This is a genomic window from Psychromonas sp. SA13A, from assembly GCF_011378715.1.
Taxonomy (GTDB): Bacteria; Pseudomonadota; Gammaproteobacteria; order Enterobacterales; family Psychromonadaceae; genus Psychromonas.
In genome coordinates, this window is sequence record NZ_WTKU01000004.1 from 226,706 (window position 1) to 246,223 (window position 19,518).

The 19,518-nt window shown below is 39.2% G+C and carries 18 protein-coding genes; 11 read left to right on the top strand and 7 right to left on the bottom strand.

The genetic code is table 11. From position 1 onward, the window contains the following. Window positions 1–52 precede the first annotated feature (52 nt). Window positions 53–1,510, top strand: a complete 1,458-nt coding sequence (locus tag GQR44_RS06335) for an aminoacyl-histidine dipeptidase (RefSeq protein ID WP_166370412.1) — start codon at window positions 53–55, stop codon at window positions 1,508–1,510. A gap of 815 nt (window positions 1,511–2,325) precedes the next feature. Here the strand turns inward: GQR44_RS06335 and GQR44_RS06340 are convergent. Beyond that, complete coding sequence (locus GQR44_RS06340; protein WP_166370414.1) at window positions 2,326–3,282, bottom strand: S49 family peptidase; 957 nt, start codon at window positions 3,280–3,282, stop codon at window positions 2,326–2,328. 147 nt (window positions 3,283–3,429) lie between these two features. Here GQR44_RS06340 and GQR44_RS06345 point away from each other — a divergent pair, with 147 nt between their 5' ends. Both GQR44_RS06345 and GQR44_RS06350 read left to right on the top strand, forming a co-directional pair. Further along, complete coding sequence (locus tag GQR44_RS06345; protein WP_166370416.1) at window positions 3,430–4,347, top strand: hypothetical protein; 918 nt, start codon at window positions 3,430–3,432, stop codon at window positions 4,345–4,347. Between the two features lie 304 nt (window positions 4,348–4,651). Further along, a complete protein-coding gene (locus GQR44_RS06350) occupies window positions 4,652–5,452 on the top strand; it encodes a class I SAM-dependent methyltransferase (RefSeq protein ID WP_166370418.1) in 801 nt (266 codons plus the stop codon). Between the two features lie 602 nt (window positions 5,453–6,054). On the opposite strand, the gene GQR44_RS06355 is transcribed toward GQR44_RS06350, so the two are convergent. From GQR44_RS06355 to GQR44_RS06365, 3 genes are all read right to left on the bottom strand, one after another. Next, window positions 6,055–6,354: a DUF1244 domain-containing protein gene (locus GQR44_RS06355; RefSeq protein WP_166370420.1), complete on the bottom strand. Its 300-nt coding sequence runs from the start codon at window positions 6,352–6,354 to the stop codon at window positions 6,055–6,057. Window positions 6,355–6,538: 184 nt separating this feature from the next. Next, window positions 6,539–8,032 carry an alanine/glycine:cation symporter family protein gene (locus GQR44_RS06360; RefSeq protein WP_166370422.1) on the bottom strand — a complete coding sequence of 498 codons (1,494 nt, stop codon included), beginning with the start codon at window positions 8,030–8,032 and terminating at the stop codon, window positions 6,539–6,541. Window positions 8,033–8,348: 316 nt separating this feature from the next. Continuing rightward, entirely contained in the window at window positions 8,349–8,681 is a 333-nt protein-coding gene (locus tag GQR44_RS06365; protein ID WP_166370424.1) for a YajD family HNH nuclease, read from the bottom strand. Window positions 8,682–8,882: 201 nt separating this feature from the next. Here GQR44_RS06365 and GQR44_RS06370 point away from each other — a divergent pair, with 201 nt between their 5' ends. Together GQR44_RS06370 and GQR44_RS06375 are read left to right on the top strand one after the other, a co-directional pair. Continuing rightward, window positions 8,883–9,239, top strand: a complete 357-nt coding sequence (locus tag GQR44_RS06370) for a VF530 family protein (RefSeq protein ID WP_166370426.1) — start codon at window positions 8,883–8,885, stop codon at window positions 9,237–9,239. Between the two features lie 75 nt (window positions 9,240–9,314). Next, window positions 9,315–9,677, top strand: coding sequence for a DUF3622 domain-containing protein (locus tag GQR44_RS06375; protein ID WP_166370428.1), 363 nt, complete (start codon window positions 9,315–9,317; stop codon window positions 9,675–9,677). A 2,172-nt stretch (window positions 9,678–11,849) separates the two neighbouring features. Here the strand turns inward: GQR44_RS06375 and GQR44_RS06380 are convergent. The 3 genes from GQR44_RS06380 to GQR44_RS06390 all read right to left on the bottom strand — a co-directional run bounded on the left by GQR44_RS06380 (window position 11,850) and on the right by GQR44_RS06390 (window position 16,018). Beyond that, window positions 11,850–13,352 (bottom strand): carbon starvation protein A, encoded by a 1,503-nt coding sequence (locus GQR44_RS06380; RefSeq protein ID WP_166370430.1) that lies wholly within the window; start codon window positions 13,350–13,352, stop codon window positions 11,850–11,852. Window positions 13,353–13,601: 249 nt separating this feature from the next. Further along, window positions 13,602–14,318 carry a two-component system response regulator BtsR gene (gene btsR / locus GQR44_RS06385; protein WP_166370432.1) on the bottom strand — a complete coding sequence of 239 codons (717 nt, stop codon included), beginning with the start codon at window positions 14,316–14,318 and terminating at the stop codon, window positions 13,602–13,604. Beyond that, on the bottom strand, window positions 14,318–16,018 hold the full coding sequence (locus tag GQR44_RS06390) for a sensor histidine kinase (protein WP_166370434.1): 1,701 nt from the start codon (window positions 16,016–16,018) through the stop codon (window positions 14,318–14,320). The genes btsR and GQR44_RS06390 overlap by 1 nt, the downstream gene beginning before the upstream one ends. Before the next feature lie 408 nt (window positions 16,019–16,426). On the opposite strand from GQR44_RS06390, the gene rpmJ reads away from it, so the two are divergent. The 6 genes from rpmJ (at window position 16,427) to rplQ (ending at window position 19,504) form a co-directional block, all read left to right on the top strand. Then, window positions 16,427–16,540: a 50S ribosomal protein L36 gene (gene rpmJ / locus GQR44_RS06395; RefSeq protein WP_011770886.1), complete on the top strand. Its 114-nt coding sequence runs from the start codon at window positions 16,427–16,429 to the stop codon at window positions 16,538–16,540. 124 nt (window positions 16,541–16,664) lie between these two features. Next, entirely contained in the window at window positions 16,665–17,021 is a 357-nt protein-coding gene (gene rpsM, locus GQR44_RS06400) for a 30S ribosomal protein S13 (protein ID WP_028868863.1), read from the top strand. Window positions 17,022–17,032: 11 nt separating this feature from the next. After that, window positions 17,033–17,422 (top strand): 30S ribosomal protein S11, encoded by a 390-nt coding sequence (rpsK, locus tag GQR44_RS06405; protein WP_019613697.1) that lies wholly within the window; start codon window positions 17,033–17,035, stop codon window positions 17,420–17,422. Between the two features lie 33 nt (window positions 17,423–17,455). Continuing rightward, entirely contained in the window at window positions 17,456–18,076 is a 621-nt protein-coding gene (gene rpsD, locus GQR44_RS06410; RefSeq protein ID WP_028869289.1) for a 30S ribosomal protein S4, read from the top strand. 25 nt (window positions 18,077–18,101) lie between these two features. Beyond that, window positions 18,102–19,088, top strand: coding sequence for a DNA-directed RNA polymerase subunit alpha (rpoA, locus tag GQR44_RS06415; protein ID WP_025565960.1), 987 nt, complete (start codon window positions 18,102–18,104; stop codon window positions 19,086–19,088). A gap of 35 nt (window positions 19,089–19,123) precedes the next feature. Continuing rightward, window positions 19,124–19,504, top strand: a complete 381-nt coding sequence (rplQ, locus tag GQR44_RS06420) for a 50S ribosomal protein L17 (RefSeq protein WP_028869287.1) — start codon at window positions 19,124–19,126, stop codon at window positions 19,502–19,504. Window positions 19,505–19,518 lie beyond the last annotated feature (14 nt).

Here is a 19,518-nt window from a genome sequence, read left to right on the forward strand (position 1 = left end):
AAACTAAGTAAAACTGAGGTTATTCTTCTTTAAAGTGGTAAAAGGTCTATTTATGCAACAATTACAATCACATCACGCTGCACCAGTCTGGTCATTCTTTGAAAAAATATGCGAAATCCCTCATCCTTCTAAGCATGAAAAGCAATTAACTGATTGGATTACTAATTGGGCACAATCAAAAAATATTGACTGTAAAATGGACAAAATAGGCAATTTAATACTTAAAAAATCAGCTTCTAAAGGGTTTGAAGACAAGACCCCTGTAATCCTACAATGTCACCTAGATATGGTGCCGCAAAAAAATAACGATAAAGTGCATGATTTTTTAACCGATCCAATCATTCCAATTGTAGATGGAGAATGGTTACGTGCAGACAATACAACTTTAGGTGCAGACAATGGCGTAGGTATGGCCTCTTGTTTAGCTGTTTTAGATGATGACAGCTTAGAACATGGTCCTATTGAAGTATTGATCACCACCGATGAAGAAACAGGCATGACCGGTGCATTTGGTTTAGAAGCAGGCGTATTGAACGGAAAAATTTTAATCAACACCGATTCAGAGCAAGAAGGTGAATTATACGTGGGCTGTGCAGGCGGTGTAAATGTTAACGTATTGCTCCCCTTTGAAAAAATGGAACCAGATAGTGCAGACAGTGCTTATGAAATCACTATTTCAGGATTTAAAGGCGGCCATTCCGGCGTAGATATCAATTTAGGCCGTGCCAATGCGATTAAAGAATTAGCATCGATACTTGATGACTTAGACGCAGCACCCTTTTTAATCTCTTCATTTTCCGGCGGTAGCTTACGCAATGCGATTCCTCGTGAAGCGACCGCAGTAATAGTTTGTGATCAGCAATATCAAAATAGTATTGATACAGTAATCAGTACCTTAAAAATTAAACTTAATGATAAATTCAAAGAAAGTGAGAGTAATTTTACACTTAGTATTAAATCTTGCGCTTTACCGAGTTCAGTTTTAACACACAGTAGTCATGAAAATTTACTAAAAGCATTACTGACCTGTAGAAACGGCGTATTTGCGATGGATGATAACTTTCCTAATGTAGTAGAAACGTCAAGTAACTTAGGCGTGATCACACAAAAAACCGGTGCGGTGAATCATTTTGCCATTCAAGTATTAGTTCGTTCACAAGTAGAAGCTGACAAGCAACATCAAGCCGATTTAATGGCAGAGCATTTTCAACAGTTCAATGCTCGCGTAGCAAAGGAAGGAAATTACCCAGGTTGGACACCCAATAAGCAATCGACAATATATAAAACCATGGAGAACGAGTATCAACGCTTATTTGATAAAAAGCCTAAAACAATGGTCATACACGCAGGATTGGAATGTGGTTTATTCAGCGACAAATACCCGTACTGGGATATGATTTCATTTGGTCCGACGATTAAATTCCCACACAGCCCCGATGAGAAAGTACACATAGCCTCAGTAGATAATTACTGGTCACTATTAAAAGCCACTCTAAAAGCTATTGATTAAATAAGTAAGCGGTTGCTTGGTTTAGATTCAAAAGACTCAAGCAACCACAAAGCCTCTACGCTGCACAGAGAGCACGAAGAAAAGCTAAATAATAAAGGTAGGATAAAGCTGAAAAAACTAAGATATTAAATATAAAACTTTAACTTTTTCATTATTTACAAAGCTTTTGATTTTACCTTCTTCACCCTTCGTGCCTTCGTGGTTAATTGCCTTTATCTTTTGATTTTCGCTTTTATCTTAAAACAAAAGCAACCACGAAGCCGCTACGCTGCACAAAGAGCACGAAGAAAAGCTAAAACAGCAAAAATAAGATACAACCTCAAAGTAATGGATATAAAAGATGTAAGTTTTTTTATTCTTTAAAAGGTTTCGATCTTACCTTCTTCACCCTTCGTGCCTTCGTGGTCAACCGCTTTTGACCTTAAAAACCAAAGCAACCACGAAGCCGCTCCGCTGCACAGAGAGCACGAAGAAAAGCTAAACAGTGAAAAAACTTAAGTAAGTATAAAAAGCTTAAATGCTTTTATTACTGACCTTTTGATTTTACCTTCTTCACCCTTCGTGCCTTCGTGGTTAATTGCCTTTATCTTTTGATTTTCGCTTTTATCTTAAAACCAAAGCAACCACGAAGCCGCTGCACTGCACAGAGAGCTCGAAGAAAAGCTAAAAAATAAAGGCCAAACAACTAACGGACTTAAATATCAATGCAATACTTATAAAGGCTTTGATCTTACCTTCTTTACTCTTCTTGCCTTCGTGGTTAATTGCTTGTTATTTTAACCTTGCCACTTTTAGCTTTATGTTTAAAAATCACTTTACCTTAACGTTAGCGAACCGCTTGATGTGCTAAGCAATTCTCCTAAACCTTCACCGATTGATAAACCAAGGCTTTTAGTAAAGCTTTCTAATTTTGATTCCTTAAATGAATAATCAACAATCTCTTCCGCTTTAATCACCTCTCTTGCAACATAACCGGGGCTACCTAAACCATCAATTAACCCTAATGCTAAAGCTTGTTCACCATTCCAAATCAAACCAGAATAAAGATCTTTATTATCCTTAACTAAACGGTCGCCACGGCCTTCTTCTACTACTTTAATAAACTGTTTATGCGTACTATCTAACACCCCTTGCCAGAACTCAGCTTCCTCCGCTTTAGCCGGTGAAAAAGGGTCCAAAAATGCTTTATGTTCACCAGAAGTATAATGACGACGTTCAACGCCCACTTTCTCCATCAAGTCAACAAATCCAAAACTCGATGCAGTCACACCAATAGAACCCACTAAACTAGATTTATCAGCATAAATTTGGTCCGCTGCTACCGCCATGTAATAACCACCCGACGCACCTAACTCAGCAATCACAGCATATAGTTTTTTATCAGGATAAATGCCACGTAAGCGTTTTATTTCATCGTTAACATAACCCGATTGCACTGGACTACCGCCGGGACTATTAATCACTAACATTACCGCTTTTGATTGTTCATTTTTAAAAGCCGCTCTTAAGGCACTCGCAATATTATTAGCGTTGGCTTCTTCATCAGCAGCAATAACACCATTCACCACCACCATCGCGGTATGAGGTTGTTGATTCTTCTTCTCTTTATCCAACACTCCCGTGTTCATAAATAAAAAAAGTGCGACAAATAAATAGGTAAAAGTTAACAGTTTAAAAAATATCCCCCAACGACGGGTTCTTTTTTGCTCTTTGAAGGTTTCTTTCATAAAACCAGATAGCCACTTTTGTTGATTATTTTCAGGCTCTTGCATTGTTGATTCTCACTATAGGAATGGGTTAGCTATTCAACCCGTAATTAATCGTAAATTCAAGATAAATGTTACCCTTGGCTATTGTAAAAATATAGACATAGGTCATACTTTCAGATTACTTAAAGAGATCCAAAGGAATAAGAAATCATGTCAAGAAAAGCACTGTTACTGTCATTCTGCAGCATCATTTCAACTGTTAGCTGGGCGGACGTGAAATCAGTAGATGAAGCCTCTGTGAATGAAATACAAGAGCAATCATTGGCTGCCGTCGCATCAAAAACCAATAATACCGCAACCCCTAGCTTTTCTGAAAAAGCCTTGGTCGAACGCTATATTCTTGATGAGCTAAAAGCCACTCGACATGATTTACAAGATTTAGAACGTCGCCTCACCATTGAAATTACCGATAGAGAATTAAATGTTGCTGATAAATCATTAAGTTATGCAGAACAAACTGTTAACTTTTTCTTCTATGTTATTGCTGGTGTCGCATCATTAGTTGCATTATTTGGTTGGAAATCATTACATGAGATCCGCGTTAACACCACCAAGAAAGCAAATACTCAAATTAAAATGATTGCAGAATCTTATGAAGAAAAGTTTCAACGATTAGAGAAAGAGTTACGCAGAAAAACATTACGCATTGCAGATAACCACATTGAAATTGAAAAAATAAATGAAATACACAATCTATGGTTACGTGCTCAAAAAAGCCAAACGCCTGAGCAAAAAATGTCAGCCTATGATGCGATTTTAAAAATCAGACCCGGTGACTTAGAAGCGCTTACCTCTAAAGCCGATGCAGCAATGGAAATGAAAGAGTTCCATTGGGCATTAAGTATTTGTAACCGAGTGTTAGACATGGATGATAAAAACCAAGATGCATTTTACCAACGAGCCTGTGCCTATGCTTGTTTAGGAGTTGAAGATCAAGCAATCAGCGATTTAGAAAAAGCCATAGAGGGCCGCTCCGCACTAAGAGAATTAGCAGCCGAGGAAGATGACTTTGAGAATTTACGTGGCAACGACAAGTTTGATGCTCTATTAACAAGTTCTGACGCATAACAATCAAAATAATACAACGAAACGAAAAACAGGCTGATTAGATACATTTATTCAGCCTGATTTAGTGTTATCGCTTTAGGTTATCCGTGAATAACACAAATCGATATCTTCAGTTTACCAACCGCAACCATAAAGCGGTTAATAGATGGCACAACGTTGCTAATAGGTAACTACTAAGTAAATTCAGCCACACCAATGCACCTCGACATTCAGACTACCAAAACCGTTTCATTTAAGCGTAAAAAATAAGTATTCAGCGTTCTATTTGTTATACTGCGCGCGATTTTTCAGATAGGAATAAAACATGATCATTAATAAAGAATGGCGCGTATTAACAGTGGGTGACGGTGATCTATCATTTTCTGCCTCATTATTAACACACCACCAGCCATCAAGTTTAACGGCCACCGTATTTGATGATAGCGAGATCTTATTAGCAAAATATACGGTCAATGATTATGACACTCTATTACAACAAAAATGCCCTGTTTTATGTGGCTTCGATGTGATGGATCCAAGCTCATGGAGCACACTAAAAAAGCATCATTTTGATGTGGTTATTTTTCAATTCCCGCTTATCCCTGCTTTTAAATCGCATCAAGAATTCCAAGAAAAGTGTAAAGAAGTACATATCAATACGTTAAATCGTCAATTATTACGGACGTTTTTGATTCATTCTTTTGAACATTTTTTAGATCCTAATGGTGCTCGTTTATGCTACATAACCTCTAAAGATGTAAAACCCTATAAAGAGTGGAACATCGAGAACGCATTGCACAGAAATACTGATATTGAATACTTAGGCTGGCATAACTTCGACATTGATGCATTCCCAGGTTATAAAGTGCGTAATGTGGACCGAGATAAACATGTTAAAGATACTAAAGGCATTACTTATGTCTGGAGTGATAATAAGCAACACCCTTTAAAACAAGAACTAAGTGCAGCGGTATATAAAGGTGAAGCCTATTGCGAATTGTGTGCAACAGGCCCTTATAATAATACGGAAGATAAACTGCGCCATAACCAGACCAGAAAACACCTCAACATGCTCAATTACGAAGCATTGTGGCAGTTACTGTTAGACCGAGAAAACGAAATATAGCCATAAAGACACAAGCAACCACGAAGCCGCTCCGCTGAACAGAGAGCACGAAGAAAGGCTAAAACAGCAAAGATAAGATAAAACCCTAAGACAATAAATGTATAAAGATTGAGTTTGTTAATTACTCATAACGGTTTTGATCTTACCTTCTCCACCCTTCGTGCCTTCGTAGTTAACAGCTTTTGATTTTGATCTTAAAACCAAAGCAACCACGAAGCCGCTCCGCTGCACAGAGCACACGAAGAAAAGATAAACCCCTAAGACAATTAATGTATAAAGATTGAGTTTGTTAATTACTCATAAAGGTTTTAATCTTACCTTCTTCACCCTCCGTGCCTTCGTGGTTAACAGCTTTTTATTTTGATCTTAAAACCAAAGCAACCACGAAGCCACTGCGCTGCACAGAGCACACGAAGAAAAGATAAAACCCTAAGACAATTAATGTATAAAGATTGAGTTTGTTAATTACTCATAAAGGTTTTGATCTTACCTTCTTCACCCTTCGTGCCTTCGTGGTTAAACGCTTTTTGCTTTTGATTTTAATTTTGACCTTACCCTTTTAACCCCTTAGAGGTTAACCGCTTTGGGCTTAACTTAAAAACCTACTTTTTAGCGTTTAAAGCTTCAAACTTAGCCATTTGCTCAGGTGTCGCTGGTAATTGATGATTAGCCTTCCATTCACTGTATGGCATTCCGTAGATATGCTCACGAGCTTGATCGTCAGTCATCTCAATATCGCGCTCTTTAGCTTCAGCTAACATCCATTTAGACAAACAATTACGACAAAAACCAGACGTATTCATCAACTCAATATTTTGTACATCTTTACGGCTATCTAAATGTGCTAATAAACGACGAAATGCTGCTGCTTCTAATTCAACTTGCTGTGCTTTAGTGGTCATATGAGGGTTATCCTGTAGTCATATTATTTAATAAAAAGTTAGCGCTTAATATACTGACTTAGGTGCAGAGATCAACGCAATGCAGAAAATAAAAAACCGCCATTTTATTTAACAAAAATGGCGGTTTTTCGATTCAATTGATTGAACCTAAGTTAGCTATGCTCGATAGGTTAATCTATCAAGATTACTTATTTTGGTTCTTTGAAAATCTATTTTCCCAAAAAGTCGCATCTTTAATACCTAGTTTCAGCGGATCAAACGTGTACGATTCTGGTTGTAGCTTATGTTGTTGCTCGTAATCTTTTAACGCTTTAATAGCAGGTCTGCCCATAAAGAAGATAATTAATAGGCCTGAGATATTCAACCATGCCATTAGACCAACGCCAACATCACCTAAACCCCATGCAAGATTAGCCGTTTTCACCGTACCGTAAAAAGTTGCAGAAATTAAAGCCACTTTTAATAGGAAAGTAAAATCAGGTAATTTTAATGTACGACGAAGGTAAGCCACATTCGTTTCAGCAATATAGTAGTAAGCCAAAATAGTAGTGAAAGAGAAAAAGAACAACGCAAAGGCAATAAACGGTTTACCAATACCCGGTAAAACACGCTCAACGGCCAATTGTGTAAATCCAGGGCCATTAGCGGCTATTTCCGTTGAAACATTTTGTATTAAGAACGTATCGCCTATGCCATGTACGTTATAAGCGCCCGTAATTAAAATAACAAATGCAGTAGCTGAACAAACCAATAACGTATCAATGTATACAGAAAAAGCTTGTACTAAACCTTGCTGTGCAGGATGCTCAACTTCAGCAGCAGCGGCAGCATGTGGGCCCGTACCTTGACCAGCTTCATTAGAGTAAACACCACGTTTAACACCCCAACCAATAGCTGCACCAACACCCGCCATTGGGCTGAATGCATCACCAATAATCATCATAAATACATCAGGTAATTGAGAGATGTTTAACGCAATAATAACAAAGACGACTAATACGTAAGCTAATGCCATAAATGGCACAACAACTTGAGTAAAGTTAGCGATACGTTTAACACCACCAAAAATAATAAAACCAAGCATCAAAACAATGCCCATACCGGTCATTATTTTAGCTTCACTGAAAACGCCTAAACCGGTTTCAATCATCGTGCCAGTACCAAATGCGACTTCGACACCATTGCCGATGCTGTTAGACTGGATGCCCGGTAATAGAAAACCACAAGCTGCGATCGTTGCGATAGCAAAAATGACTGCATACCAGCGCTGTCCCGTCACTTTTTCAAGGTAATAAGCTGGACCACCACGATATTGACCGTCATCTACTTCTTTGTAGATTTGCGCTAACGTTGATTCAATATATGCAGTCGCAGCCCCTAAGAAAGCAACCACCCACATCCAAAACACCGCGCCAGGGCCACCAAAGCCAATCGCCGCTGCAACACCCGCAATATTACCCGTACCAACACGACCAGATAATGAAACAGATAATGCTTGGAAAGATGAAATTCCCTTTGCAGAGGTTTTTCCTGATAACAATAGCGTGTACATTTCTTTAAAGAAACGAACTTGCACAAATCGAGTTTGAATTGAATAAAATAATCCCGCCGCTAAACATAAATAAATGAGCGCAGGGCTCCATATAATACCGTTCAAAAAATCTACTACTTCCTGCATATATTTTCCTTAATTTTATTTAATAGCATCAGATACTTACATCAAATTATGTAAACAAGATGTTAATTAGGCGAAACAAAATATCACTACAAAAACAAAAGTAAATAGCCAAATTTTATAAAATATATAGCCAGAGTGAATAAATATGCAAAAAAACCAATAAATAGTTCAAATACAAAATAACGATTTGTGTGATTAATAACAAAGAGATATGGGTAAGGTCGATACAGGAGAGGCTAGAAAAAATTTTCAGGGGAAAAGTAATCATACAATAATCAAAAAATAACCATTGTATGATTTGAAATAAAGTGAGCGTTTATTTGTTCATTTTGGAGAGTAGATCAGCAAATGGGTTATAAGTTGCTGTTGCTACATTTTCATCGCCCGCTTCCACATGACTACCGTATAAATCTGCCTGAGTATATTTATCGTGCTCATGGTCATGACAGTAAATACACAACAATTCCCAGTTACTGCCATCAGCAGGATTGTTACTGTGATCGTGGTCCATATGGTGTACCGTCAACTCTTTAAGATTTGAATACACAAACTCGCGAGTACACTTCCCACAAACCCAGGGAAACAACTTTAATGCTTTATCACGATAATCGTGTTCTAAACTTTTATAATTACTTGGAATATAAGCCATCACTACCTCTTGCTATCAGTTTCAGCGCTATCATATGTTTTCATCACCCTATTGTGAACTAATTCGCACTAAAAAAGCGTTACTAATGCACTAAAAGTTGCACCATCTTTTCATTTAAGTAAACATTAATTTCAAGTTGCTGTAAGCTGACACGCTATAAGCTTCATACTCAATCACGCGATATAAATAAGATAATGACACATGCAAACAAATGACCCTTTATACGGCATCAAATTAGCTCAAATACTCACTGATTTACAGACTAAACATTCCTGGAAAGAGATGGGTGACAAATTAGGGATAAAATGCTTTTTAAATAACCCGACTCAAAAATCTTGCCTTAAATTTTTACGTCAAACACCTTGGGCGAGAAGCCGTGTTGAGATTTTATATTTAAAAACCTTTTGCAGTAAACATCCTGAAACGTCTAAGCTAATACGCAGTATCTTAGCGACACAAGATAAAAAGCAACAAGAACCCGCGCCAAAAGAAGTGAAAAAGCCATCAGTGATAAAAAGTAATGATGGATTTGAATGGGCAAAAATTAACAACAAATAAGCGGTGATGATTGTAACTAATCTGTGTTACTATCGCGCGCCTAAAATAACCACAAGTCTAAACTAGGAATAGCTCATGACCCAACAAAAAAAGTTCGATTACACAATCAAACAGGACGCTAATACCTGGAGTGCAGAAATCACCCGTCGTGTTAGTGCTCGTAGAAGCAGTGTTTCAAAACAACAAGATGGTTTTGCAACTGAAGCCTTAGCCATTGAATGGGCAACGGCTGAGTTAGCTGGCTTTTTAGAAAAACAAAAGCAAGCCAACGCACGTAAATCAGAACGTCGTTCAGAACGTAATGCACAAGCAGAAAAAGCAGCAGCCGCTAAAGAAGCAGCAAATGAAAAATTCTTAGCAAAAAGAGAAGAAGCTCGTGCACGCGCACTAGAAGCTGACGATGATGAAGAATTAGACTACGATTACGACGAAGAATAATACTGACTTCAGACACTGCTATCCCATAGCATTGTCACTCCTTAAAGGGCTAACAGGCAGAAACCAGTTAGCCCTTTTTGTTTGCAACGATACAACCAACTTAAACCCGCAACGCCTTCACTCCAAAGCACATAGAACGAGATTAATGGTAGCGTTTTCAATACTTTGTATTAATGGGCAATTAATCCGTAGTGAGCTCACAGCTCAATATCCAACACAGCAACAACAAAGCCATCACTCTCTGTGGACGATCATCCCCACCGTAAAGTTTTCCCAAGTCATCTATTGCTTTTAGCAAAGCCAAACAGAACGTTTGGCTTAAGCTCATTCAGCACATGGATGTGCTGTATGAGCTGGTGCGTTAAAAAAGGGATTGATTACTTGGATCAAAAAATGACTCGGTGTCAGTCTCTTTGCCGCCTTTCTCTTCTGATAAGAGAAGGACGTGTCGCCGACAGGGCGAAAACACTGATAATAATGATCAAACCGACCCGACGACCGCAAACGAGTTAAATTTCCATAATAAACTTAAAGCAAAAAACAATGCCGATACAATTTATTTACAGAAGCTTATCAATTAATTAATCCATTTAAATTAACAAACTAGGCCAATCAACGTGGCTACAACAACCCCACCGTAAAGTTTTCCCAAGCTAAATCGACATTTTAGCAATCGCAAACAGGACGTTTGCGATAATGTCAGAATGGCCACGGACGGCCATCCTGACATGGTGCGTATAAAATGCCGGTTTAGATTGGATAAGAAAACGACTCGGTGTCAGTCTCTTTGCCGCCTTTCTCTTCTGATAAGAGAAAGACGTGTCGCCGACAGGGCGAAACCACTGCTAATAAAGATCAAACCGACCCGACGAGCGCAGACGAACCACAAAACCTAAATCAAACTGAAGCTAAATAACCACCAGCTATGCCGAGCACAGACGAGTCCATCAAAAGCAAACTCAAGCAATGTAAATGCAGTTACTTGCAAAAGCCTATCAATTAATCAATCCATTTCAATTAACAAACTAGGTCAATCAACGTGGCTGCGACAACCCCACCGTAAAGTTTTACCAAGTCATCGATTCCTTTTAGCAAAGCCAAACAGGAGGTTTGGCTTAAGCTCATTCAGCACATGGATGTGCTGTATGAGCTGATGCGTTAAAAAAGGAATTGATTACTTGGAACAGAAAACGCCTCGGTGTCAGTCTCTTTGCCGCCTTTCTCTTCTGATAAGAGAAAGACGTGTCGCCGACAGGGCGAAACCACTGCTAATAAATATCAAACGGCCACAACAAGCGCAGACGCGCTATAACTCAAAGCACTTATTGTTAGCCTTTGATTTTAAATAAAAAAAGATCACCAACTTTTAATTCAATGTAGCCTCAACAAAGCCATAACCCATTGTGGACGAACAATCCCACCGTAAAGTTTTCCCAAGTCATCGATTCCTTTTAACAAAGCCAAACAGGACGTTTGGCTTAAGCTCATTCAGCACATGGATGTGCTGTATGAGCTGCTGCGTTAAAAAAGGGATTGATTACTTGGATCAGAAAACGACTCGGTGTCAGTTTCTTTGCATACTTTCTTTTCTGATAAAAGAAAGTAGTGTCGCCGACAGGGCGAAATTACTGTTAATAACAATCAAATCGGCCCGACGAGCGCAGACGAGTTATAACTCAAAGCATTCATTACTAGTCTTTCATTTTAAATCAAGAAAGATCACCAATATTGAGTTCAATACGGTCATCAAAAAAACATCACTCTCTGTGGACGATCAACCCCACCATAAAGTTTTCCCAAGTCATCGATTTCTTTTAGCAAAGCCAAACAGGACGTTTGGCTTAAGCTCATTCAGCACATGGATGTGCTGTATGAGCTGGTGCGTTAAAAAAGGATTGATTACTTGGATCAGAAAACGACTCGGTGTCAGTCTCTTTGCCGCCTTTCTCTTCTGATAAGAGAAAGACGTGTCGCCGACAGGGCGAAACCACTGCTAATAAAGATCAAGCAGCCACAACGAGCGCAGACGAGCTCATCAAAAAGCACCACCAGCCCAACACAACCAAAAAAAATAGCTTCGCAAAACACACGTATCAAACCACACTAAAATAAAACACCAGATACAAAAAAGCCCTCGTTTAAAGAGGGCTTAGCACATCAGTTAAGAGGGATTTAACTCTTTTGTGCTAAAACTTCTACTTCAACACCATCATCATCAACAGCCTTACCTTTTGCATTAACAAACAACTCACGTTTCGCTTTCGTTAACACATAAACCGTAATCGCAACAGTTGATAAAATACCAATCACCGTTGATGTTTGCATCGCCAATCCAAAACCTAATGTTGAATTGTTTAAGATAAAGGTAATAACCACAGCCGTCATAAACATCGCTGGGACTGTCGCAATCCAATGGAACTTGTTATGACGCGCTAAGTAAGCAGTTGCCGTCCATAACATCATCACAGCAGTTGTTTGGTTAGCGAAACCAAAGTAGCGCCAGATAATACCGAAGTCTACTTGCGTTAGAATCGCACCTAAAATGAACAAAGGTAATGCCATGAACAAACGATTACGCATCGTTTTTTGTTCCATATTAAAGTATTCAGCTAAGATTAAACGGCTTGAACGGAAAGCTGTATCGCCAGACGTAATCGGTAAAATAACCACACCTAAGAAAGCTAAGATACCACCAAACACACCTAATAAACCAAAAGACGCGCCGTAGACCACAGCACCAGGACCACCCGTTGCAACCACTTCAGATAACGCTTCAACAGAACCAAAGAATGATAAAGCAAGTGCACACCAGATAAGCGCAATCACACCTTCACCAATCATTGCACCGTAAAATACAAAACGGCCATTCTCTTCATTTTCAATACAACGTGCCATTAAAGGAGACTGTGTAGCATGGAAACCAGAAATCGCACCACAAGCAATCGTGATAAACAATGCAGGCCATAATGGAAGGTCATTTGGGTTCATATTCGTGAACATCTGGCCCATCTCATAATCACCTAATAAAGTATGATCGGCAGAGACTGACACGGCAACAATTAAGCCAACAGACATAAAGATTAATAACGCACCAAAGAATGGGTAAAAACGACCAATGATTTTATCAACCGGTACAATCGTCGCCACAACGTAGTAAGCAAATATAATCGCAACCATCGTCATTAACGATACCGTCATATCCGTTTGGTCATTGATTAAATTAGTTAACATGCCAGCAGGTGCCGAAACAAAAACAACCCCAACCAACAGTAAAAGTACCAACGCAAACACATTCATAAAGTGTTTCGCATTGTTACCTAAGTATTTACCAGTAATAGAAGGAACCGATGCTCCGCCGTTACGCACTGATAACATACCAGAGAAATAATCATGCACGCCACCAGCAAAGATACAACCTAGTACAATCCACAACATCGCAGCAGGACCGTATAACGCCCCCATGATAGGACCAAAGATTGGGCCAACACCGGCAATGTTAAGCAGTTGTACTAAGTAAACTTTAGGAGTCGACATAGCAACATAATCTACGCCATCTTGTTTTTCATAGGCAGGTGTCTGACGTTGTTTTTTAACGCCAAAAACTTTTTCAACAAAGCTACCGTAAATAAAGTAACCGCCAATGAGCAGTGCTAAACAAAAGAGAAACCAAAGCATGATTAAATTCCTTTTAAATGAGTTAATTTGATGCTGGCACTATAATCTTCCGCTGTTAAATAACAGTAGTTGATTACTTAAGTGGTCAAATACACATTTAAACGGTTAATATCGAAATTAAGTGGTTTCTACTGCTAACTTAAACTCAAAGAATAACAAGCTAATCGAGCAATAACGTGGGTTGGGAGCATAACAAAAGTGTGATCCTTGCCGCTGTTCCTAGAGAATTAGCAGCACAGGTTAGTTGATTTACAACAAGCCAAAACGATCTTTAATCACTTTCAAATAACGACGGCTAACAGGGGCATGATGGCCGGACTTAGTCACAATATCCGCAGAGCCATTATCCAATAACTTGATCTCGCGAATACAAGTTGGATTAATCAAATATTGACGATGACAACGAATCAAATCAGTTTTCTCTTCTAACACCTTCAAAGACAAACTCGCCGTAAACTTATCTTTTTCAGTTAACAGATGTACACCAGTTTGCTCAGACATCGCAATTTCAATTTCATTGGGCGTGAGTAACAAAATGCGATTAAACCCCGAACAAGGGATCAACTCCAGCTTATTATTAATAATAGGCTCGTAATTAGGCAGCTCAGACCTTTCTGCATTGATCCGCTTTAACGTTTTTAATAAACGGCAACTCTCAACCGGTTTAAGCAAATAATCAAAAGCATTATCTTCAAAAGCTTTAACCGCATACTCATCATAGGCCGTCACAAACACCACCTTCGGCATCGTCTCCTGGTCAAGCATGCTCAATAACTCTAAACCACTAATTTGCGGCATATGGATATCCAAAAACACCACATCAGGTTTCAAACAATTAATCGCCTTTAACCCTTCAATAGCATTACTGCACTGCTCAATCACTTGCACTTGATTCGTTTCAACTAATAACTCGTTAAGCTCTTCACGCGCATACAGCTCATCGTCAATGATAATTGCTTTTAACATCATGCTTCCTTTCGTTTTTGCAGAGGAATAAGGATAGTCGCCTTACTATATACACCCGTTTCACAGGTCATCGTTAATCCATAACGCTGTCCGTATTCATTTTTGATACGTTTATCAACAATCTGTAACCCTAACCCTTTGCTATTCATATTAGTTGGCGTTTTATAGTTTCCGGCATTATCAATCACCTCCAACACCACTAACGTTTCCTTACCTTGCTCCAGCAAATAACCATTAATATCCAACTCCCCTTTACCAATTAACGTCGACGTACCATGTTTAATGGCATTCTCAATCAGTGGCTGTAAAGTAAAGGTAGGAATTTTAAGTGATAACAATTCATCGGCAATATTCTCTCGCACACTCAAACGGTCAGCAAAACGCGCAAGCTCAATCTCAAGATAAGCATGCACGTGCTCTAATTCTTCCTTAACCGTTACTTGATCAATATTTTGCTTTAAATTACTTCTAAAAAAGTGCGATAAATGCTGAATTAACTCACGCGCTTTCTGAGGATCTTTTCTTGTCACCGCACTGATCGTATTTAACGTATTAAACAAAAAGTGAGGATTAACCTGCGCTTGCAACAAACGGATCTCAGATTGATTCAATAAATTCTTTTGCTGAATATATCGTCCTAATAAAATTTGATTAGAGATAAGCTTAGCCAAGCCCTCCCCCAAACTACGATTTAACGTCGAAAACATCTTCTGCTTAGGCTCATACAACTTAACCGTACCCAATACACGTCCATCGGCCTCTAATAACGGGATCACCAATACCGAACCTAGCTTACAGTCTTCATGAATAGAACACTGGTAAGCCGTAGAATAGCCATCGGCATAAGTCATTTCGCCACTTTTAATCGCCTGTAAAGTATAGTCAGATGAGATCACCGTACCACATAGATGATGATCATCCCCCACACCAATAAAGGCTAAAATCTTTTCTCTGTCAGTGATAGATACTGCGCCAACACCCGTTTCTTGGTGAATAATATTAGCAATCTTCTGACAACTTTTAGCATCAAAACCATTGCGGAACACCCCAACTGAAAGTTGCGCAATACGTAACGCCTTATTAGAAAATGCATTATAGTTCTTCTCAAAAATCGCTTTTCTATCTTGGATGATGCTCATAAACAAAGCCGCCCCCACTGAGTTTGCAATAATCATCGGTAACGCAATCGATTGCACCAGCAACAAAGCTTTATCAAAAGGCTCCGCAACAATAAGAATAATCAACATCTGCACTATTTCAGCAAACAGAGTGATCGCCATAGCAGTCAGCGGCCTAAAAATTTTCTCTATGCACCCTTTACGTAAATAATAAAGATGCAGCAGTCCACCAATCAACCCTTCACAGGTTGTTGAAATCATACAAGCAACATCGGTAAAACCACCCATCGAATAACGATGCAAACCACCGGTTAACCCTACCGCCAGACCAACAACAGGGCCGCCCATCAAGCCACCCATTACCGCACCAATAGCACGCGTATTAGCCAACGCATTTTCAATCGACAAACTAAAGTAAGTGCCTAAAATACAAAAGGTACTGAACAACAAATAACAAGCGATACGGTGAGAGTTACGTCCGGAGATGAAAAGCATCGGCATAAAAAGCGGGGTTTTACTCAGTAAATACGTGATCACCAAGTAAACACTAAGCTGTTGCAACAACAATAAAGTAACTTCCACAACAACTCCTAATGAAGCCTTAATATGATTAAATTAAAGCAAGCTAAATAATGATAAAGAAAAATAGGATTGCATATTATAACACTGTCGCAATGCTGTCTTAATATTACTTAAATAATATATTCGATTTTAAAAATGATTATGTAAGCACGGAAAATCTAGTCGCAATATTATTTACAGGGGCTATTTAAATGACACTTTTAACTTACTCTTAGTATCAGTACCATAATTCTTAACAGCCTTTATCTTCAAATTGAAAAGTGATGAACTGTTTATTCACTTTTAGTCAAGTATTTCTCGAATAATTATTTAAAATTTGCTATATTCGGCACCCCTTGGGATGTGACAGTTTTACTTTTAACTTGTTCTCCCTTCGATAGGCTAATATTTACTAACCGGAGTGTTGCAATGAAAGTTCGTGCATCCGTTAAAAAAATCTGTCGTAACTGCAAAGTTATCAAACGCCACGGTGTGGTGCGAGTTATCTGCGTAGAGCCAAAGCATAAACAACGCCAAGGCTAATTAAGATTTGGATATTTTAAATTACTAGTTTTATAAACTAATAATTTATTTTTTATAATCATCATTTGTAGAGCATCCTTTCGGGCTTTTCGCAAATGAATCGTTAACTTTTAAGGAGTGCATAGTGGCCCGTATCGCTGGCATTAACGTTCCTGATCATAAGCATGCAGTTATCGCATTAACTGCTATTTTCGGCATTGGCAAGACTCGTTCACAGATTATCTGTGCAGAGTCAGGCATTGCAGAATCTACTAAGCTTAAAGATCTGGATGAAACACAAATCGAAGCTCTTCGTACAGAAGTAGCTAAATTCGCCGTTGAAGGTGATTTACGTCGTGAAGTATCTATGAGCATCAAGCGTCTAATGGACCTTGGTTGTTACCGTGGACTTCGTCATCGTCGCAGCTTGCCAGTACGTGGTCAGCGTTCTAAAACGAATGCTCGTACCCGTAAAGGTCCGCGTAAAGCAATTAAGAAATAGGGTAAGAGATCATGGCTAAAACACCAACTCGTGCTCGCAAGCGCGTTAAAAAGCAAGTTGCTGATGGTATGGCACATATCCATGCTTCTTTCAACAACACAATCGTAACTATTACAGACCGTCAAGGTAATGCTCTTTCTTGGGCTACTGCAGGTGGTTCTGGTTTCCGTGGTTCTCGTAAATCTACTCCGTTCGCTGCGCAGGTTGCTGCTGAACGTGCTGCTGAAGCAGCAAAAGAGTATGGCCTTAAAAACGTAGAAGTTTTTGTAAATGGACCAGGACCTGGTCGTGAATCTTCGATTCGCGCACTAAACGCGGCGGGTTTCCGTGTAACTAATATTACTGACGTTACACCGATCCCACATAATGGTTGTCGTCCACCAAAGAAACGTCGCGTTTAATCGCAACTTTCTAAGGTAATTGGAGAAAGAACAATGGCAAGATATTTAGGTCCTAAGCTTAAGCTTAGCCGTCGTGAAGGAACTGATTTATTCTTAAAATCAGGTGTCCGCGCGATCGATTCTAAGTGTAAAATCGAAAACGCACCAGGTGTACACGGTGCGCGTAAACCACGTCTATCAGACTACGGTTTACAATTACGTGAAAAGCAAAAAGTACGTCGTATGTACGGTGTATTAGAAAAGCAATTCCGTAACTACTATAAAGAAGCTGCTCGTTTACAGGGCAACACTGGCGAAAACTTACTTCAACTTCTTGAAGGTCGTTTAGACAATGTTGTATACCGTATGGGCTTTGGCGCAACACGTGCTGAATCACGTCAACTAGTTAGCCATAAAGCTATTCTAGTGAACGGTAAAGTTGTAAATATCCCTTCATTTAACGTTAAACCTAGCGATGTTATCGCAATTCGTGAAAAAGCTAAAAAGCAATCACGTATTGGCGCTGCATTAGAAATCGCTGGTCAACGTGAAGCCCTTGCTTGGGTTGAAGTTGATACAACGAAGATGGAAGGCGAGTTTAAACGTCAACCTGAACGTTCAGATTTATCTGCTGAGATTAACGAACAGTTAATCATCGAACTTTACTCTAAGTAAAGTTAACTGTTAAGAGAGGGCACAAATGCAGGGTTCTGTAATTGATTTTCTAAAACCAAGATTAGTTGATATCGAACAAATTTCAACAACTAGAGCAAAAGTGGTTCTTGAGCCGCTTGAACGTGGTTTTGGCCACACTTTAGGTAATGCGCTTCGTCGTATTTTGTTATCGTCTATGCCTGGCACAGCGGTAACAGAAGTCGAGATTGATGGTGTACAACATGAGTACAGCACCAAAGAAGGCGTACAAGAAGATATCCTAGAGATCCTTCTTAACCTTAAAGGTCTAGCTGTTAAACTTGAAGGTAAAAATGAAGTTTTAGTTAGTTTAACTAAATCTGGCGCTGGTCCTGTTACTGCAGGCGACATCATTCATGATGGTGATGTAGAGATAGTCAACCCAGAACATGTGATCTGTAATTTAACGGGCAATGCTGAAATCAGCATGCGTATTAAAATTGAATCAGGTCGCGGTTATGTTCCAGCTTCATCACGTATTCATAGCGAAGAAGATGAGCGTCCAATTGGTCGTCTATTAGTAGATGCGACTTTCAGTCCTGTTGAGCGTATTGCTTACAGTGTTGAATCAGCTCGTGTTGAACAACGTACCGATCTAGACAAACTTGTTATCGATATGGAAACTGATGGTACTTTAGAGCCTGAAGAAGCAATTCGTCGTGCAGCTACAATTTTAGCTGAGCAATTAGACGCATTTGTTGATTTACGCACTACTTACGAAGTACCAGTAGTTGATGCAAAACCTGAGTTTGATCCAATTCTTTTACGCCCAGTAGATGATTTAGAACTAACTGTTCGTTCTGCTAATTGTTTGAAAGCAGAGTCGATTCACTATATCGGTGATCTAGTACAACGTACTGAAGTTGAGCTACTTAAAACACCTAACTTAGGTAAGAAGTCTCTAACTGAAATCAAAGATGTACTTGCTTCACGTGGACTGTCACTAGGTATGCGCCTAGAAAACTGGCCACCAGCAAGTTTAATTGAAGATTAGTCTAAAACCGATTTACGAATAATAAGGATTAGGTTATGCGCCATCGTCAAAGTGGACGTCAACTTAACCGAAACAGCAGCCACCGTCAGGCTATGTTTCGTAATATGGCAATTTCTATTGCTACGCACGAAGTTATTAAAACTACCGTGCCTAAAGCAAAAGAATTGCGTCGTGTAATTGAGCCATTAATTACACTAGCTAAAACGGATAGTGTTGCTAACCGTCGTCTAGCTTTTGCTCGTCTTCGTGATGATGCAGTAGTGGCAAAATTATTTAATGAACTAGGTCCTCGCTACGCGACTCGTCCTGGTGGTTACACTAGTATCATTAAATGTGGTTTCCGTACTGGCGATAAAGCTCCAATGGCTTACATCCAGTTTGTAGACCGTCCAGTTGTAGCGGACGAAGAAGCGTAAGTTTCTTTATAGTT

What these genes read in the sequence shown, in the direction of transcription:
- GQR44_RS06335 (WP_166370412.1), top strand. Translation starts at nt 53, where the DNA reads ATGCAACAATTACAATCACATCACGCTGCACCAGTCTGGTCATTCTTT.
- GQR44_RS06340 (WP_166370414.1), bottom strand. Translation starts at nt 3,282, where the DNA reads ATGCAAGAGCCTGAAAATAATCAACAAAAGTGGCTATCTGGTTTTATG.
- GQR44_RS06345 (WP_166370416.1), top strand. Translation starts at nt 3,430, where the DNA reads ATGTCAAGAAAAGCACTGTTACTGTCATTCTGCAGCATCATTTCAACT.
- GQR44_RS06350 (WP_166370418.1), top strand. Translation starts at nt 4,652, where the DNA reads ATGATCATTAATAAAGAATGGCGCGTATTAACAGTGGGTGACGGTGAT.
- GQR44_RS06355 (WP_166370420.1), bottom strand. Translation starts at nt 6,354, where the DNA reads ATGACCACTAAAGCACAGCAAGTTGAATTAGAAGCAGCAGCATTTCGT.
- GQR44_RS06360 (WP_166370422.1), bottom strand. Translation starts at nt 8,032, where the DNA reads ATGCAGGAAGTAGTAGATTTTTTGAACGGTATTATATGGAGCCCTGCG.
- GQR44_RS06365 (WP_166370424.1), bottom strand. Translation starts at nt 8,681, where the DNA reads ATGGCTTATATTCCAAGTAATTATAAAAGTTTAGAACACGATTATCGT.
- GQR44_RS06370 (WP_166370426.1), top strand. Translation starts at nt 8,883, where the DNA reads ATGCAAACAAATGACCCTTTATACGGCATCAAATTAGCTCAAATACTC.
- GQR44_RS06375 (WP_166370428.1), top strand. Translation starts at nt 9,315, where the DNA reads ATGACCCAACAAAAAAAGTTCGATTACACAATCAAACAGGACGCTAAT.
- GQR44_RS06380 (WP_166370430.1), bottom strand. Translation starts at nt 13,352, where the DNA reads ATGCTTTGGTTTCTCTTTTGTTTAGCACTGCTCATTGGCGGTTACTTT.
- btsR (WP_166370432.1), bottom strand. Translation starts at nt 14,318, where the DNA reads ATGTTAAAAGCAATTATCATTGACGATGAGCTGTATGCGCGTGAAGAG.
- rpmJ (WP_011770886.1), top strand. Translation starts at nt 16,427, where the DNA reads ATGAAAGTTCGTGCATCCGTTAAAAAAATCTGTCGTAACTGCAAAGTT.
- rpsK (WP_019613697.1), top strand. Translation starts at nt 17,033, where the DNA reads ATGGCTAAAACACCAACTCGTGCTCGCAAGCGCGTTAAAAAGCAAGTT.
- rpsD (WP_028869289.1), top strand. Translation starts at nt 17,456, where the DNA reads ATGGCAAGATATTTAGGTCCTAAGCTTAAGCTTAGCCGTCGTGAAGGA.
- rpoA (WP_025565960.1), top strand. Translation starts at nt 18,102, where the DNA reads ATGCAGGGTTCTGTAATTGATTTTCTAAAACCAAGATTAGTTGATATC.
- rplQ (WP_028869287.1), top strand. Translation starts at nt 19,124, where the DNA reads ATGCGCCATCGTCAAAGTGGACGTCAACTTAACCGAAACAGCAGCCAC.